At 51.4% G+C, this 15,690-nt stretch carries 15 protein-coding genes; 7 read left to right on the top strand and 8 right to left on the bottom strand.

Annotated features, from left to right (window positions below; genetic code table 11):
* Positions 1-15: 15 nt before the first annotated feature.
* A complete protein-coding gene (locus L3J94_10030; GenBank protein MCF6219070.1) occupies positions 16-3,867 on the bottom strand; it encodes a DUF3683 domain-containing protein in 3,852 nt (1,283 codons plus the stop codon).
* Positions 3,868-4,090: 223 nt separating this feature from the next.
* Between L3J94_10030 and L3J94_10025 the strand changes: the two genes are divergently transcribed.
* Entirely contained in the window at positions 4,091-5,158 is a 1,068-nt protein-coding gene (locus tag L3J94_10025) for a cyclic nucleotide-binding domain-containing protein (GenBank protein MCF6219069.1), read from the top strand.
* On the opposite strand, the gene L3J94_10020 is transcribed toward L3J94_10025, so the two are convergent.
* Positions 5,148-5,570, bottom strand: a complete 423-nt coding sequence (locus tag L3J94_10020; GenBank protein MCF6219068.1) for a DedA family protein — start codon at positions 5,568-5,570, stop codon at positions 5,148-5,150. The two genes, L3J94_10025 and L3J94_10020, sit on opposite strands and share 11 nt — an antisense overlap.
* A gap of 150 nt (positions 5,571-5,720) precedes the next feature.
* Between L3J94_10020 and hemJ the strand changes: the two genes are divergently transcribed.
* The 6 genes from hemJ to L3J94_09990 all read left to right on the top strand — a co-directional run bounded on the left by hemJ (position 5,721) and on the right by L3J94_09990 (position 10,827).
* Positions 5,721-6,143, top strand: coding sequence for a protoporphyrinogen oxidase HemJ (gene hemJ / locus L3J94_10015; GenBank protein MCF6219067.1), 423 nt, complete (start codon positions 5,721-5,723; stop codon positions 6,141-6,143).
* A gap of 2 nt (positions 6,144-6,145) precedes the next feature.
* A complete protein-coding gene (locus L3J94_10010) occupies positions 6,146-6,967 on the top strand; it encodes a hydroxymethylpyrimidine/phosphomethylpyrimidine kinase (protein MCF6219066.1) in 822 nt (273 codons plus the stop codon).
* Positions 6,945-7,589, top strand: a complete 645-nt coding sequence (gene thiE / locus L3J94_10005; GenBank protein MCF6219065.1) for a thiamine phosphate synthase — start codon at positions 6,945-6,947, stop codon at positions 7,587-7,589. Before L3J94_10010 ends, thiE begins: the two co-directional genes overlap by 23 nt.
* 20 nt (positions 7,590-7,609) lie before the next feature.
* Complete coding sequence (gene hemL / locus L3J94_10000; protein MCF6219064.1) at positions 7,610-8,890, top strand: glutamate-1-semialdehyde 2,1-aminomutase; 1,281 nt, start codon at positions 7,610-7,612, stop codon at positions 8,888-8,890.
* 583 nt (positions 8,891-9,473) lie between these two features.
* Positions 9,474-10,115 carry an orotate phosphoribosyltransferase gene (gene pyrE, locus L3J94_09995; protein ID MCF6219063.1) on the top strand — a complete coding sequence of 214 codons (642 nt, stop codon included), beginning with the start codon at positions 9,474-9,476 and terminating at the stop codon, positions 10,113-10,115.
* Between the two features lies 1 nt (position 10,116).
* Positions 10,117-10,827: a DsbA family protein gene (locus L3J94_09990; protein ID MCF6219062.1), complete on the top strand. Its 711-nt coding sequence runs from the start codon at positions 10,117-10,119 to the stop codon at positions 10,825-10,827.
* Between the two features lie 30 nt (positions 10,828-10,857).
* On the opposite strand, the gene L3J94_09985 is transcribed toward L3J94_09990, so the two are convergent.
* The 6 genes from L3J94_09985 to dut form a co-directional block, all read right to left on the bottom strand.
* Positions 10,858-11,073 (bottom strand): DUF2934 domain-containing protein, encoded by a 216-nt coding sequence (locus tag L3J94_09985; protein ID MCF6219061.1) that lies wholly within the window; start codon positions 11,071-11,073, stop codon positions 10,858-10,860.
* 77 nt (positions 11,074-11,150) lie between these two features.
* On the bottom strand, positions 11,151-11,906 hold the full coding sequence (locus tag L3J94_09980) for a sulfite exporter TauE/SafE family protein (GenBank protein MCF6219060.1): 756 nt from the start codon (positions 11,904-11,906) through the stop codon (positions 11,151-11,153).
* A 52-nt stretch (positions 11,907-11,958) separates the two neighbouring features.
* Positions 11,959-12,540: a nucleoid occlusion factor SlmA gene (gene slmA, locus L3J94_09975; protein MCF6219059.1), complete on the bottom strand. Its 582-nt coding sequence runs from the start codon at positions 12,538-12,540 to the stop codon at positions 11,959-11,961.
* Between the two features lie 21 nt (positions 12,541-12,561).
* A complete protein-coding gene (gene argB / locus L3J94_09970; protein MCF6219058.1) occupies positions 12,562-13,458 on the bottom strand; it encodes an acetylglutamate kinase in 897 nt (298 codons plus the stop codon).
* A 21-nt stretch (positions 13,459-13,479) separates the two neighbouring features.
* Entirely contained in the window at positions 13,480-14,874 is a 1,395-nt protein-coding gene (locus L3J94_09965; GenBank protein ID MCF6219057.1) for a phosphomannomutase/phosphoglucomutase, read from the bottom strand.
* Between the two features lie 80 nt (positions 14,875-14,954).
* The gene (dut, locus tag L3J94_09960) at positions 14,955-15,410 is read right to left on the bottom strand and encodes a dUTP diphosphatase (GenBank protein ID MCF6219056.1); all 456 of its coding nucleotides are present in this window, start codon (positions 15,408-15,410) and stop codon (positions 14,955-14,957) included.
* Positions 15,411-15,690: the final 280 nt, after the last annotated feature.

Below are 15,690 nucleotides of genomic sequence, written 5' to 3'. Positions count from 1 at the left end.
CAAAACCCCGTAAAATTAGAGCAGAACCCGCTCGATTCCGCCCTGTTTAATGTTGTCGACAAAGTGCTGTTGCCACTCATCTCCCAGTGCTCTGTTCGCCAGTTCGACAACGATGTAATCAGTCTCCATGCCCGCATCATCACTGAAGGCCATCAGCCCTTGCTGGCAGGCGGGGCAGGAGGTGAGCATTTTCACATTGCCAGCGTTGGCTTTTGGGCTGCCCGTGAGCTGCTTGATCTCTTGCTCCAGCTGTTGTTGCTTGCGAAAGCGCACCTGATTGGCGATATCGGGGTTGGATACCGCAAAGGTTCCGGCCTGGCCGCAGCAACGATCAGATAGTGCAACGTCTTGCCCCATTAATTTGGCAGCCACCTGAGTGCCATTGTAGCTTTTCATGGGGGTGTGGCAGGGTTCGTGGTAGAGATATTGCACCCCTTCAACGCCCTCTAGGCTGACCCCCTTTTCCATGAGATACTCGTGAATATCCAGTAGGCGGCAATCGGGGAATATCTGCTCAAACTGGTATTTAAGCAGTTGGTCCATGCAGGTTCCGCAGGAGACGATGACGGTTTTGATATCCATGTAGTTAAGGGTGTTAGCGATTCGATGGAACAGGATGCGATTTTCCATGGAGATCTCTTTACCCTTGGCAGCATCACCCGCCGCTGTTTGTGGGTAGCCACAGCAGAGGTAGCCGGGAGGCAGCACGGTTTGCGCTCCAACATCATAGAGCATCGCCAGGGTTGCAAGCCCCACTTGGCTGAATAACCGCTCGGAGCCACAGCCGGGAAAATAGAATACGGCATCACTCTCACTGTTGACCTTGGCAGGGTCGCGGAGGATCGGAATGGTATTTTCATCCTCTAGTGCCAGCATGGCGCGGGTGGTTTGCATCGGCAATTTGGCAGGCATCGGTTTTTTTATGAAGTTGATGACCTGAGCCTGAATGGGTGCCTTATGGGTGGTGCCGGCAGGGCGTTTTTTTACCTCGCCTTTAAGCAGTGGTTTGGCCAGTTTGTAGGCGAAGCGCTGTGCCTTAAAACCCCATGCCAGCAGCCCTTTACGCATCACCTTGATGGTGGTCGGGTCTTTGATGTTGAGAAATGCCATGGAGGCTTGAGTGATGAGGCTGCTTTTACGTTGTTGCTGGTCTTTGAGAATGGTGCGCATGGTGATGGTGACATCGCCAAAATCGATATTGACCGGGCAGGGTGTGGCGCAGCGATGGCAGATGGTGCAGTGATCGGCGATATTGTTCATTTCGTCAAAATGACGCACCGAAATACCACGGCGGGTCTGCTCTTCATAGAGAATGGCTTCAATGGTTAAGCCCGTGGCGAGGATCTTATCCCGGGGTGAGTAGAGCAAGTTGGCCTGGGGTACATGGGTGGTGCAGACTGGTTTGCATTTTCCACAGCGCAGGCAATCTTTGATCGCATCGTTGAGCTGATCCAGTGCGGTTGACTCGAGGATTAACGCTTCCTGTTTTACCAGTTGTAATGAGGGTGTATAGGCATTCTCAAGGCCACCGCCTGCCATCAGTTTGCCGCGGTTAAAGTGATGGTTAGGGTCTACCCGATTTTTGTAGACGGCAAACTCTTCGATCGCTTTGGGTGCGAGGAATTGCAGCTTGGTAATGCCAATGCCATGCTCACCGGAGATAACGCCTCCTAGGCGAGTGGCCAGCGCCATCACCTGTTCAACAATTTTATCTGCCTCGTGCAGCATCAGGTAGTCATCCGAGTGTACCGGGATGTTGGTGTGGACATTGCCATCCCCGGCGTGCATGTGTGTGGCGACAAACAGGCGGCGCTTGCGGTGTTCGGCATGAAGCGTGTCTAGGCGTTGACGAATCGGGCTTAGTTCGCGGCCAGAAAATATCTCTTTGAGTGGTCGTTCGACGGTATCCCGGTATGAGATGCGTAGCACACGGCGCTGTAGCAAGTTGAACAGCGTATCGCCGCTCTGTAGCGCCTGTTGCACCTTGTCATCCAGCAGCGAAGTGAATTCGGCGGCGGGTTGGTCAATATTTTCCAGTAGCTGGTTCCAGTTGGACTGGGTGGTTTGTAAATGGTCTCGCGCCGCCCCTTTTTTGCCCTCCAGAATGGCATCATTTTCATCACTGTGCTCATAACCGGCAGGTAGCATAACCTTGGCGAAATCAAGTTCAAGATAGCTCAGCGCCGCATCCACCATGGCGAGTTTGTTTTGGGTGGATTGCACAATATTGATGCGCTCGATGCCCTCACTATATTCGTTAAGCCGATCGAGTGGGATCACCACATCTTCGTTGATTTTAAAGGCGTTGGTATGGGCGGCGATGGCTGCCGTGCGCGCACGGTCTAGCCAGAAGCGCTGCCGAGCTTCGCGGCTAGTGGCGATAAATCCCTCACCCTCACGCTGGTTGGCCATTCGCACGATGGCGGATGCGGCGGCAGCGACGCTGTTTTCATCATCACTGGCCAGATCGATCAGCAGTACCATTTTGGGTAGTTCAGCCCGGGGGGCTTTGGTTGAGTATTTTACAGCACGTACATAGCGCTCATCCAGATGCTCCATGCCCGCCAGGACCAGGTTCTGTTGGCCATCGATGAAGTCTTTGCTTTCGACAATGGCGGGGACTGCTTTGGATAGATCAGAGCCAAAAAACTCCAGACAGACAGTGCGGATATGGGCTGGCATCTTATGTACCAGAAAGACCGCTGAGGTGATCAGGCCATCACAACCCTCTTTTTGTACGCCCGGTAGTCCGCCGAGGAATTTGTTGGTCACATCTTTGCCAAGACCTCGCAAGCGAAATTCATCGGCGAATATTTTAATTATTTGTGGTTCACCACAGCGCCGCTTGCCATCGGCTTCATAGTGAGTAATACGGAATTCAGCAAATGCGTTGTCGTGAATTTTCCCCAGATTATGGTTGAGCCGCTCGACTTCAAGCCATTTTGCATCGGGGGTTACCATGCGCCATGAGACCAAATTATCGACGGTGGTGCCCCACAGTACTGCTTTTTTCCCACCGGCATTCATGGCGATATTGCCACCGATGCAGGAGGCATCCTGCGAGGTGGGGTCGACGGCAAACGTGAAGCCGTGGGCCTCGGCGCGTTCAGATACTCGGCGAGTGACGATACCGGCGCCGGTACGAATAGTCGGCACTGGATTGTCAACGCCGGGAATGTCGAGCATCTTGACCTCATCAAGCTGCAATAACTTCTCGGTATTGATGATGGCAGTATCTTCGTACAGAGGAACCGCCGCACCGGTATAACCGGTACCGCCTCCACGTGGAATAATGGTGAGGCCCAGCTCGATGCACGCCTTCACCAGTGGGGCAACCTCCTCCTCTGTGTCGGGAGTGAGCACTACAAAGGGGAACTCGACGCGCCAGTCGGTGGCATCGGTCACATGGCTAACACGGGCCAAACCATCAAACTGCACATTATCTTTGCGGGTCTGCTTGTGTAGTTTGCGTGCCGCCTTTTTTCTCAGCGCACTCTGGTTGTTGAGCCACTCCTCAAACGTTTTGATCGCCCCCCGCGCACTGCTGATCAATTTCAGCGCTTGCGGGTTGCTCTCTGCACGTTCAGCAATTTGATCGAGTCGATGGTGAAGTGCGTGGGTGAGCGAGTTGGCGCGTTTTTGATTCGCCAGCAGGTCGTCCTGAATGAACGGGTTGCGCTTGATTACCCACATGTCACCCAATACTTCGAACAGCATACGAGCAGAACGGCCGGTACGGCGCTCGCCACGCAATATGTTAAGGGTGTCCCACATCTCTTCACCCAGGAAACGAATGACAATTTCCCGGTCAGAAAATGAGGTGTAGTTGTAGGGGATTTCCCGGATACGCTGGTTTGTTTTGGTCATTTAATAGTGAGAGCAGCTGCCTGCTATAGGTAAAGTAGTCATTAGGCTGGCTAGTGTAGCATAGCCACTGGTGCTCTTTACACGGGTTAATGTGTAGGGTTATTCTGCCGATATGGTTCGCAATATCAGAGTGCTATTCGCCCTCGGTGCAGATACCAACGTGATACGCCAATCATGGGCTGCTCAGATTAACGGCCAAATAAACAGACGAATACAATAAACCATGAATGATCTGCCAACTTTTATCGATCTGGAAACACTGCAGGGGCTGGAGCCTATCGCCTCACTCTCCTATGGGCGAGTTAAAGAGTTAGCCAGCCGTACTCCGGTTGAGACTTTGCCCGCAGGTAGCACCCTCTTTAGTGAGGGGGATGAGGATCAAAAAATGATCTTTGTGATTGATGGGGAGATTCGCCTACACTCCAATCGCGGCGCTCAACCGCGCTTTATCCGGGCGGGTATGCCAGAGTCCTGGAACCCTGTTGCCAACCACCACCCACGCCAAATGAGTGCCACCACCGAGTGCAGCACAGAAATCATTCGTATCGATATTGAAGAGTTTGACCGCATACTGGCGTGGGATCAAATGGCCGTCACCGATGAAAATGGTGAGCGTGAAGCGCCCAGTGCCGGTGGAAGCGCTACGGCACAAATGACGCAATCAGCTACCTTTGAAAACCTGCCCCCAGCTAATATTGAAGAGCTGTTCAGGCGTTTGCAGCATATCGAGACTAAAATGGGTGATGTGATTATCCGCCAGGGTGACCTTGGGGACTACTATTGGTTACTGGATCAAGGCGAAGTAAAGGTGGCACGCCAGATGGAACCAGGGGGTGCAGAGGTCGAGCTAGCGACGCTGGGGGCCGGGGCAACCTTCGGTGAAGAGGCGTTGATTTCGGATAACCCCCGTAATGCATCGGTCACCATGCTAACGGATGGCAGATTGCGCCGCCTTGATAAAAAAGACTTTATTGCGCTGTTACGCGAGCCGATGGTGGACTGGATAGCGCTCGACCAAGCATTGGCGATGCTGGGTGATCAGGGTGTTTTTCTCGATGTGCGGGTTGCAGCCGAATTTAAACAAGGGCATCTACCGCAGGCGGTGAATAGCCCCCTGTTTGAGCTGCGGCAAAAGGTAGATGATTTTGATCAGTCGAAGCATTATATCTGTTATTGCAGCACGGGTCGCCGCAGCTCTGCCGCCGCCTTCCTTTTGAAGCAGAGTGGTTTTACGTCCAGTGTGTTAAAAGGTGGCTTGAGTCGCGTACCTGCCTCATTCATTATCCGCTAATCAGAATAATTCCGTAGTAGCGCAACCCCTTGCCGATAGTGATGAAGAGGATTGCCATCAAAACGGGCAGCCGCAACACGCCTGCCATCAAACACAAAATATCACCCACCACAGGTAGCCACGAGAGCAACAGCAGCGGGCTTCCCCAGCGTTGTAATTGGCTAACAGTTTTTTGTTGTCGGGGTGTCAGCGGGCGATTTTTGAGGAGTCCCATTGCCAGCAAAATACCCATCACCAGTGTGATAATGGCCCCCAGTGTATTCCCCGCAGTGGCGATACCGAGTAGCAACCAACGGTTATGTTCACCTTGACTGACCAGATAACCGAGCAGTATTTCGGAGCCACCCGGCAGCAGTGTCGAAGAGAGCAGTGCGCTGATAAACAGCCCCCACAGCACATTGTTTCCATTCATTAATTCCATGCGCTGAGTCTAACCTGATTGCGCTGTGCTGTTAAAGGGTACATTTCTATCAGGGGATTAGGGCAAAAGAATCCGGATGTTTTTATGCTATAGTTGCGCCAATTTATTATTAGAGGTGCCCTTCAGCAGGGGGAACATGCTATGTGGGAAAAAGCGTTACATATTATCGTCATGACCTCCTGGTTTGCCGGGCTCTTCTATCTACCGCGAATATTTGTCTATCACGCCATGAGTGATGACCCGGGGAGTCACGCAAATTTCAAGATAATGGAGCGTAAACTCTACTACTTTGTAACGCCGTGGATGATACTGACCCTTCTTTTAGGCGGCTGGATGTTATGGGATTACGCATGGGCTGCTTATGCAGACACGTGGTGGTTACATGCAAAACTCTTTTTATGCCTGCTGTTGGTGGTGTATCACTTTATCTGTGGCCACTACGTGAAGGTGTTTGCCGCCGATAAAAACACCCATAGCCACAAGTTCTACCGTTGGTTTAATGAGGCCCCCGTGTTGTTACTGGTGGCCATAGTGATTCTAGTTGTTGTAAAGCCGGGAATGTAGAGATGGAAGAGATGTCAGCCGTACCCATTGTGATGTCCTTTGCCGGCAATGATCCAACCGGGGGTGCCGGTATCGTCGCCGATATTGAAACCCTAGCCAGCATGGGTTGCCACTGTGCTCCGGTGATCACCGCATTGACCGTTCAAGACTCGGTTAATATGGTTCGCTTCGATGCCGTGGAGATGGATCTGCTGATAGAGCAGGCACGCGCTGTATTGGAAGATATGCCGGTGAGCTGCTTCAAAATTGGTATGCTCGGCAGTGAAGATGCGGTGGTTGCCATTCACTCTATCCTGATGGACTACCCCGGCATTCCGGTGGTGCTCGACCCCATTTTGCGCGCAGGTGGCGGCACACAAATGGCGGATGATGAACTCATTGAGGCGATGATCGAACTGCTGTTTCCACTGACCACCGTATTAACCCCCAATAGCCTCGAAGCACGTCGCCTTGCCCATGAGGCCGACACACTGGATGCCTGTGCCCATGAGCTGCTAGATATGGGGTGTGAATATGTACTACTGACCGGAGCACACGAAACAACCCCCGAGGTGGTGAACAGGCTCTATGGCAACAGCCGTTTGATGGAAAAGTTCAGCTGGGGGCGCTTGGCCGAAAGTTATCATGGTTCGGGCTGCACGCTCGCCTCAGCAATTGCCGGTATGCTGGCCCATGGTGTGGAGCCATTTACCGCGATTCATGATGCCCAGGATTTCGCCTGGCAATCACTGAAGAATGGTCACCGACTCGGCATGGGACAACATATGCCAAATCGCTTCTTCTGGGCGCGTGGAGAGGATGATGAGCCGACAGCAACCGAGTAGCCGCCTGCAGGGGCTGTATGTCATCACCGATAGCGCACTACTAAGCGATGACCAGCAGTTGCTGCATGGGGTTGCAGCGGCTATTGATGGTGGCGCTTGTTTGGTGCAATATCGGGATAAATCAAACGACCAGCAAAAGCGCCTACGCCAATCAAAAATGTTATTGCAGCTCTGCCGTGAACGGCATGTACCACTACTGATAAATGACGACCTCTCCCTAGCGGCAGAGGTGGGTGCTGATGGCGTACACTTAGGGCGCGGTGATGGCTCCCTGCAAGCGGCACGAGCGCTGTTGGGTGAGCAAGCGATCATTGGCCTCTCCTGTTACAATCAGCTAAATTTGGCTGAGCAGGCGCAGCAAGAGGGCGCAAACTACGTCGCTTTTGGGCGTTTTTTTAACTCTCAGACCAAGCCACAGGCACCCTCTGTTGCGCGAGAATTTCTGGTACAGGCCAAACAAAAAATTTATCTGCCAATCGTCGCTATTGGTGGCATCACCCCGCAAAATGGTGGCTCACTGGTAGCGGCTGGTGTTGATATGCTAGCGGTTGTTCACGGGGTATTCTCCTCCCCGGATATTCAAGCCACCGCACAAAACTATAAACAGCTTTTTTCAGAATAACGAGAGAGAAGGATAAAGTAATGACACAATCACACAACTTGTTTCAGGCGGCTAAAAAGCATATTCCTGGTGGGGTTAACTCCCCGGTTCGCGCCTTCAAAGGTGTCGGAGGTGAACCTATTTTTTTCAAAAAAGGTGACGGAGCCTATGTTATTGATGCCGATGATAAACAATATATCGACTACGTAGGGTCATGGGGGCCGATGATTGTAGGCCATGCCCACCCCAAGGTGATCAAAGCGGTACAAGAGATTGTGGTGAATGGTCTCGGCTTTGGTGCGCCCACCCAGATTGAAACCACTATGGCTGACCGGGTGTGTGACTTAGTCCCCTCCTGTGAAATGGTGCGCATGGTCTCATCGGGAACGGAGGCGACCATGAGTGCGATTCGCCTAGCCCGTGGCTACACAGGTCGCGATAAAATCGTTAAGTTTGAAGGCTGCTATCATGGGCACTCCGACTCACTACTGGTTAAGGCGGGTTCGGGAGCCTTGACGCTTGGCGTGCCGACCTCACCTGGCGTACCGGCGGCACTGGCAGAGCATACGATTACCCTCACCTACAACGATATCGACTCCGTTAAAAAAGCCTTTGCCGAAATCGGCGAGCAGATCGCCTGTATTATTGTCGAGCCGGTGGCGGGCAATATGAACTGCATCCCACCTGTTGCAGGCTTCCTGGAAGGGCTGCGAGAAGTGTGTGACGAGTACGGCACAGTATTGATTTTCGACGAAGTGATGACCGGTTTCCGGGTTGCCTTGGGTGGCGCACAAGAGCACTATGGTGTGAAACCAGACCTTACCACCTTGGGTAAAGTGATCGGTGGTGGCCTGCCGGTTGGCGCATTTGGTGGTAAACGAGAAGTGATGGAGCAGATTGCCCCGCTGGGGCCGGTATACCAAGCGGGAACACTCTCGGGCAATCCAGTATCCATGGCCGCCGGTCTCGCCTCCATGGGCATATTGATGCAGGATGGATTCCATGACAACCTGTCACAAAAAGCAGCGATGTTGATGGATGGCTTAAAAGTGCGAGCCAAAGCGGCGGGCATTCCACTGGCCACGAATCAAGTGGGCGGCATGTTTGGCTTCTTCTTCTCTGAAGAGCCACAAGTGACACTCTTCCAGCAGGTAACAGAGTGCAACATCGAACGCTTCCAAAAGTTCTACCACGCAATGCTCAATGAAGGTATCTACATGGCCCCTTCAGCCTACGAAACGGGCTTCGTCTCATCCGCTCACAGCAATGAAGATATTCAAGCCACACTGGATGCCGCAGAGCGAGCCTTTGCCAAGCTGTAAGCCAAATCGCTAGAACCGTATAACAACAAAAGATGCCGAGGCATCTTTTGTTGTTTATAACGGCTTCCCAGTCCTGCTGTTGTGTAGGATAAATCCAATAAAGAGTAAATATTATACCTGCTCCCTTGGTTCTAAATGGTCGAGAAAATCCTTGACTCCAACAACGCCCATGGCCTCAGGGTGGTGAATATCGTCCAGATGAAAACAACCTTCATGCTGCATTAAAATGAGTGCCTTGATGAATTCAGACGGTTTATATCCGCGAGTGCTTTTGGGCAGCGGAAAGTGATGGTCAATACGCTCGGCGAGATTGAGAGAGTCCCTTAACTGGGCCGTGGCTAATCAGCCGGCACGGGATGTGAGTAAGCCGTTTGTAGTGTCAAGTTTGTAGGGTAGAATCATCATAAGCCTTGAGCTGCCCCCCCCCCATTGGGTGATGGTGGGTTTCGTTGCTAACCACTATGCAGCCAAGGCTTTCTGCGGTTTAGAGGTTTCTATCTGGGGATTAGGGGGGTTGTAGCGTGGCAGCTTGGTGCTAAAGGCAGTAGAATGGTGGGAAGTTATCATTAACATAGGCTCTATCATGCAAGATTATCAGCGGGAATTTATTGATTTCGCAATCGCTATCGATGTTTTACGTTTTGGCGAATTCACGCTTAAGTCTGGGCGTGTCAGCCCCTACTTTTTCAATAGTGGCCTATTTAATAGTGGCGCAAGTTTAGCTCGCTTGGGGCAATACTATGCTGAATCCATAGAGGCATCAGGTGTTGAGTATGACATGCTGTTTGGGCCTGCCTACAAGGGTATTCCATTAGTCGCGGCGATGAGTATTGCGCTGGCTGAAAAACATGGGAAAGATACCCCTTATGCCTTTAACCGTAAAGAAGCGAAAGGTCACGGAGAAGGTGGCAGCATTGTGGGCGCGCCATTGGCGGGTAAGGTGCTGGTGGTTGATGATGTGATTTCAGCGGGGACATCGGTGCGTGAATCTGTAAAGATTATTGAGGGTGCCAATGCCGCACTGGCCGGGGTAGCAATTGCCATGGATCGACAAGAGCGAGGCACGGGTGCTACTTCAGCGATTCAAGAAATTGAGGCTCAACATCATATCAACGTGGTGAATATTGTCAGTATGGCGGATATTGTTGAATATCTAGCGGAAAAGCCAGGTATGGTGCGCCAGCTTGCAGCCATTAGTGCTTATCGTGAAAAATATGGAGCGTAACGTGGAGCAAAATGAACAGCGGGTAAAAATTGATTATTATAGTGATGTGCTCTGTGTTTGGGCTTATGTCGCGCAAATTCGCCTAGATGAGTTGAGGCATCACTTTGGTGATGTGATTGATATTCATTACTACTTTATGCCCGTGTTTGGTTCTACACGGCAGCGGATTGCTGAGGGGATGAAGGAGAAGGGTGGCTTTGAGTTTATGAATAAGCACACCCTGAATGTCTGTGCAGATTTTCTTCATGTGGATATTGATCCAGCGGTATGGCTAAAGGTTCAACCAGTGAGCTCTGTACAGACACACTTGTTCATTAAAGCGCTGCAATGCCTGGTTAAGCAGGGGGTGGTGAGTGCGCATTGTTGTAGTGACTATTTTGGGCGCAATGCAGTAGAGGAGTTTATCTGGCGTTGCCGTATTGCTTTTTTCCGTGATGGAGAGGATATTGCGGATTGGCAGCTGTTGTATCGTTTGGCCGAGCCGTTGGGTTTTGAGTGTGAGCAGATAGCAGCGCTGTTGAATAATGGTGAAGCGATGGCTGATCTCTGCCGCGACAAGGAGCTGTGTGAGCAGAACAAGATTGAGGGGAGTCCTACTTTTATCCTTAACGAAGGGCGTCAAAAGTTGTATGGAAATATCGGCTATAAGATATTAGAGAGCAATGTACATGAGGTGATACACCGCCCTTATAATCAAGCAAGTTGGTGCTGATAGTAGCGCTCGTCGTATAGCCAATACTCATTAGTGTAGTTTTTTGTTGCTTAGCATGGCATCAACCCGCGCTTCAGCAAAAAACCAGTCTTCCTCCGGGTTTGCTTTGGTAAAACCACGGCTCAGTGCCTGGAAATAGGCGGCCTCTTCGATCATGTGATGGCGCTGTTGTGTTGTGATTTCGACGGCTGATTGTTGTGGAGTGCGTAGTGAGTGTTGGGTGCGGCGGTCTCGTTTTCTTGCCATTGATCTGTTTCCTTTGGAGTCAATATTTGTTGCGTTGCATGGAAGTATGGACGCTGTCTTCTTATAATCAAGGTGATTTAGCCCGCCAATAATTTAATGCCAACCAGAATGGTGATCCACTCAAACACCCGTTTGATCAATTTATTGCCCTTGATGATTGCCAAATGCGCGCCAATATACCCTCCGAGAAAAGAGCCGATTAATAGTGCAGGCAGCCAATTCCAGGCAATTTCGCCCAAAATCCCCAGAGCGATGGCACCACTGCCATTCCAGAATAGTCCCACTAGAATGAGTGTGTAAGCAATAGCACGACGATAATCAAGTCCATACCAGCGTATTAGCCACAGTGTGACAAAAAGCCCGGTTCCAGAGGTGAGTGAGCCATTTAAAATGCCAATAAAAAAGAGTACGCCGCCGCCAGTCAGGTAGCCCATTGTGTCGCGGTGCCGGGGTTGGTTCTGTTGTCCCAACTCTGTTTTGAAAAATGAATAGACCCCGAGACCGATGGTGAGCAAACCGAGAGCAACTTCGGCATGGCGGCTGGGTATGGTCAGGATGATATTGGCACCCAGCACAACGCCGGGCAGGCCGCTGGCCAGTATGCAGAGTGCCAGTTTACGCTCTAGCGGCTCTTCCCGCAGGTTGCGGAGGGTGGCTCCCAGCCCGAGTGCAACGCTGGCAACTTTATGGGTGGCGAGGGCGACTCCGAAGGGGAGACCAAGAAAGATGAGCGCGGGAAATTGTAGTAGTCCTGCACCGCCACCGGCAAAGGCAGAAAAAATGTTGGCAATAAGTGAGATGATAAAGAGGATTAGTTGATCCAAATAATCCATGTGCATATCACTTCTGTGTGGGTTTTAGGGGCTTAGCTTAGAGCACGGCTGATTACTCAAACAGGCCTTTGACCAGCATCGGCCACTGATTATTCCACTGCTCGGTAGGTAGGCGCTGAAAGCGGGAGCGGACAAATTGGTGCATGCGGCCTTCGGCAAGGGAAACTAACAGGTTTGCGGTGGAGGGGAGGCCTCGGCCCCCGGGCAGCTCGCCGCTCAGTTCGCCCTCGCGCAATACCTGTTTTAACTGCGTCTCAAGGCGCTCAAAGAACTGGTTAGTGCGCTTGTGGAGTCGTTCATTCTCGCCAATAATGGCATCACCAATTAAAATGCGGGTGATTCCGGGGTTGCGTGCCGAGAAGGCCAATAGCACAGTGATTATTTTTTCACAACGTAGAACCGGGTTCTGAATCTCTTCAAGAATGCGGCTGAGTCGTGAAAAAATTGCCTCTTCAGCAAACTCGATAAGTCCTTCAAATATTTTAGCTTTGCTGGGAAAGTGGCGATAGAGAGCCGCTTCGGAGACCCCCACCTCTTTTGCTAATGCAGCGGTGGTGATGCGTGCGCCCAGATTGTTTTCCAGCTGTTGTGCGAGGGCTTCGAGAATTTGCTGTTTACGTGTGCCGTTACTCATTCTTTTTCCAGTTGTTTTCTATTAACGGTTTTTAATCAAGGTGCCGACACCTTCGTCGGTAAAGACCTCAAGTAGTACGGCGTGTTGTACTCGGCCATCAATAATATGAGCCGTATTGACACCCTTTTTAACCGCATCCAGCGCGCAGCCAATTTTAGGTAACATGCCACCATAAATGGTGCCATCTTTTATCAGCTCATCAACTCGCTGCGAGGTGAGGCCGGTGAGCAGCTTCTCCTCTTTGTCGAGCAGGCCGGCAATGTTAGTGAGAAGGATTAGTTTTTCTGCTTTCAGTGTCTCTGCCAGCTTGCCAGCAACCAGATCAGCATTAATGTTATATGATTGGCCATCGCTGCCAACGCCAATAGGGGCCACTACGGGGATGAAATCGCCATGGGCCAGCATATCCAATACCTCGGTGTCGATATTCTCCACTTCGCCTACATGGCCTATATCAATAATTTCCGGCACATCCATCTCTGGTGCATCTTTGGTGAAGGTAAGTTTTTTGGCATGGATCATGTTGCCATCTTTGCCGGTTAAACCAACCGCTTTACCTCCGTGCTGATTAATAAGACTGACAATCTCTTTATTAACCAAGCCACCCAGAACCATCTCGACTACATCCATCGTCTCTTTGTCGGTCACCCGCATACCCTGCACGAACTCACTCTCTTTACCGATACGTGTGAGCAGTTTGCCAATTTGCGGTCCTCCGCCATGCACTACAATGGGGTTCATGCCAACGGTTTTCATGAGCACGATGTCACGGGCAAAGCTGGCCTTGAGGTGCTCTTCAGTCATGGCGTTACCACCGTATTTTATAACGATGGTTTTACCCGCAAAGCGTTGAATATAAGGGAGTGCCTCGGTGAGAACCTTGGCGGTATTCATGGCGGCGATGGGCGTTAAAGACATTAGTCAATCCGTTTTTAGGGGTTAAAAGGGCAAAACAAGGCTGGGGTCTTGTGACAATATTAAATCATGAAACAGTGTTTTAATCCGCTTTAAGGCCGCTTCATTATCCCCTTCAAAGCGGAAAACCAGACTGGGAGTGGTGTTTGAAACACGCGCAAGCCCCCAACCATCAATAAATTCAACCCGTAAGCCATCAATGGTAATCTGCGCGGCACCCTTAAAATTGCTCGCCTTTATGAGGCGCTCAATAAGGGTGCGCGCATCCTCCTCGGGCATGCCGAGTGATAGCTCTGGTGTTATACAGAGCTCTGGCAGCGTATCAAACAGCGATTGTACTCCAGCGGAGTGCTGGGAAATGATCGCCAGCAGTCGTGCGGCGCTAAAGCAACCATCATCTATACCATACCAGTCGTCATTAAAGAAAATATGCCCGCTCATCTCCCCCGCCAGTGGTGCGCGGCTCGCTTTCATCTTGGCTTTTATCAGAGTGTAGCCTGACAGCCAGAGAATGGGGTGCCCTCCCGCAATGTCGATACGCTGAGCGAGATGACGGGTGCACTTAACATCAAAGACAATGGTGGCATTGGGGCGGCGGGAGAGCACCTCTTCGGCATAGAGAATCATTTGTAGATCTGCCCAGATGATGCGGCCATTGGGTGCAATGACACCGAGGCGGTCGCCATCACCATCAAATGCGAAGCCCACGTCGGCTTCATTTTCAATGACGGCAGCTATTAAGCTGGTGAGGTTTTTAGGGTCGCTGGGGTTGGGATGGTGGTGTGGAAAGCGGCCATCAATATCACAAAAAAGTTCAATGACCTGGCAGCCGAGCTGCTTCAGCAGCTTTGGGGCGGTTTTTGCGGCGACACCATTGCCACAATCTACCACCACCCGCAGTGGCCGATTGAGTTGGATGCGACTCATAATGGCAGCAAAATATTCGGGCAGTACATCTCGCGGTGTGCACTGCCCGCTACCGGTATAAAAGGCCTGTCGTAGAATACGCTGGTAGAGTGCCTGAATCTCTTCGGCTGTCAGTGACTCGGCGTTCAGCATCATTTTAACGCCGTTATAATTGGGCGGGTTATGGCTTGCGGTAATCATTGCCATATTGCCTTCGCCCAGAGCGAGTGCTGCAAATCCGGTGACCGGTGTAGGCACGCAACCTACGTCAGTAACATCACATCCGCTGGAGAGCAAACCGTCGATTAAAGCCAAGTGGAATTTGTAGCTGGAGAGGCGACCATCACGGCCACAATAGAGGTGTGACTCACCACGGGCACGTGCCTCACTACCAAGGGCGCGACCGATCAAGCGGATGTTGTCAGCCGTCAGCTCCTGGCCGACAATGCCACGAATATCATAGGTCTTAAAAATTGAGGCGGGCGGTGGAGTGGTTAGGTTTTCTTGGTTCATTAATGACCAGGAGTTTTATTGTTATTCGCCCATTATACAAGGATTGGTTTGCTGCGCTAGTGGTGCTTGTCTGTGGTTGTTCACTGCTTGCCGGTTGAGCCAAATCCTCCGGTGCCTCGCAGGCTCTCTTCAAACGCCTCGACAATGTGAAACTCGGGCTGTATGACCGGTACAATGACCATTTGTGCGATACGCTCTCCCGGTTCAACAACAAATGTTTTATCGCCACGATTCCAGCAAGAGACCATTAATTGGCCCTGATAGTCGGAATCGATTAGACCGACCAGGTTACCCAGTACAATGCCGTGTTTATGGCCCAGCCCGGAGCGTGGTAAAAGTATTGCGGCCAAGCTGGGGTCGCTGATGTGAATGGCGATGCCGGTAGGCAATAGGTGGGTCTCCCCCGGTTTGATCGGTAAAGGTTGGTCAAGAATGGCGCGTAAATCCATTCCCGCAGAGCCTTCGGTAGCGTAGTTGGGCAGGGGGAATTCATTGCCAATACGGGGGTCGAGAATTTTTAATTCAATTTTGTGCATGGAGTGCTCTACCTGTTGGTGGATTGCTGCAAGGTTTTTGGGTGGTGAAGGCTCTGAATAAGCAATGAATTTCTTATTCAGAGGTTTTTTGGTGTGATAAGGAGCGTAGGGCCTACGCCTCGCCGCCAACAATAATAGTCACCATTTTGTCAGGGTCAATGCGGCGCTGATAGGCCTCTTTTATCTGCTGCCAGCTGACGGCATCGACTTTATCGTTGAAAGTATCGAGGTAATCCAGCGGTAACCGGTAGAAGCCGATCATCCCCAGGGAGCCGACAAT

Source organism: Gammaproteobacteria bacterium, from assembly GCA_021647245.1.
Taxonomy (GTDB): Bacteria; Pseudomonadota; Gammaproteobacteria; order RBG-16-57-12; family RBG-16-57-12; genus JAFLJP01.
Note: the sequence above shows the minus strand (reverse complement) of the source record. Positions and strands in the feature narration are given on the sequence as shown.

Excerpts from the sequence above, each read along its gene's own strand:
- L3J94_10030 (MCF6219070.1), bottom strand. The coding sequence starts at position 3,867 with ATGACCAAAACAAACCAGCGTATCCGGGAAATCCCCTACAACTACACC.
- L3J94_10025 (MCF6219069.1), top strand. The coding sequence starts at position 4,091 with ATGAATGATCTGCCAACTTTTATCGATCTGGAAACACTGCAGGGGCTG.
- L3J94_10020 (MCF6219068.1), bottom strand. The coding sequence starts at position 5,570 with ATGAATGGAAACAATGTGCTGTGGGGGCTGTTTATCAGCGCACTGCTC.
- hemJ (MCF6219067.1), top strand. The coding sequence starts at position 5,721 with ATGTGGGAAAAAGCGTTACATATTATCGTCATGACCTCCTGGTTTGCC.
- L3J94_10010 (MCF6219066.1), top strand. The coding sequence starts at position 6,146 with ATGGAAGAGATGTCAGCCGTACCCATTGTGATGTCCTTTGCCGGCAAT.
- thiE (MCF6219065.1), top strand. The coding sequence starts at position 6,945 with ATGAGCCGACAGCAACCGAGTAGCCGCCTGCAGGGGCTGTATGTCATC.
- hemL (MCF6219064.1), top strand. The coding sequence starts at position 7,610 with ATGACACAATCACACAACTTGTTTCAGGCGGCTAAAAAGCATATTCCT.
- pyrE (MCF6219063.1), top strand. The coding sequence starts at position 9,474 with ATGCAAGATTATCAGCGGGAATTTATTGATTTCGCAATCGCTATCGAT.
- L3J94_09985 (MCF6219061.1), bottom strand. The coding sequence starts at position 11,073 with ATGGCAAGAAAACGAGACCGCCGCACCCAACACTCACTACGCACTCCA.
- L3J94_09980 (MCF6219060.1), bottom strand. The coding sequence starts at position 11,906 with ATGGATTATTTGGATCAACTAATCCTCTTTATCATCTCACTTATTGCC.
- slmA (MCF6219059.1), bottom strand. The coding sequence starts at position 12,540 with ATGAGTAACGGCACACGTAAACAGCAAATTCTCGAAGCCCTCGCACAA.
- argB (MCF6219058.1), bottom strand. The coding sequence starts at position 13,458 with ATGTCTTTAACGCCCATCGCCGCCATGAATACCGCCAAGGTTCTCACC.
- L3J94_09965 (MCF6219057.1), bottom strand. The coding sequence starts at position 14,874 with ATGAACCAAGAAAACCTAACCACTCCACCGCCCGCCTCAATTTTTAAG.
- dut (MCF6219056.1), bottom strand. The coding sequence starts at position 15,410 with ATGCACAAAATTGAATTAAAAATTCTCGACCCCCGTATTGGCAATGAA.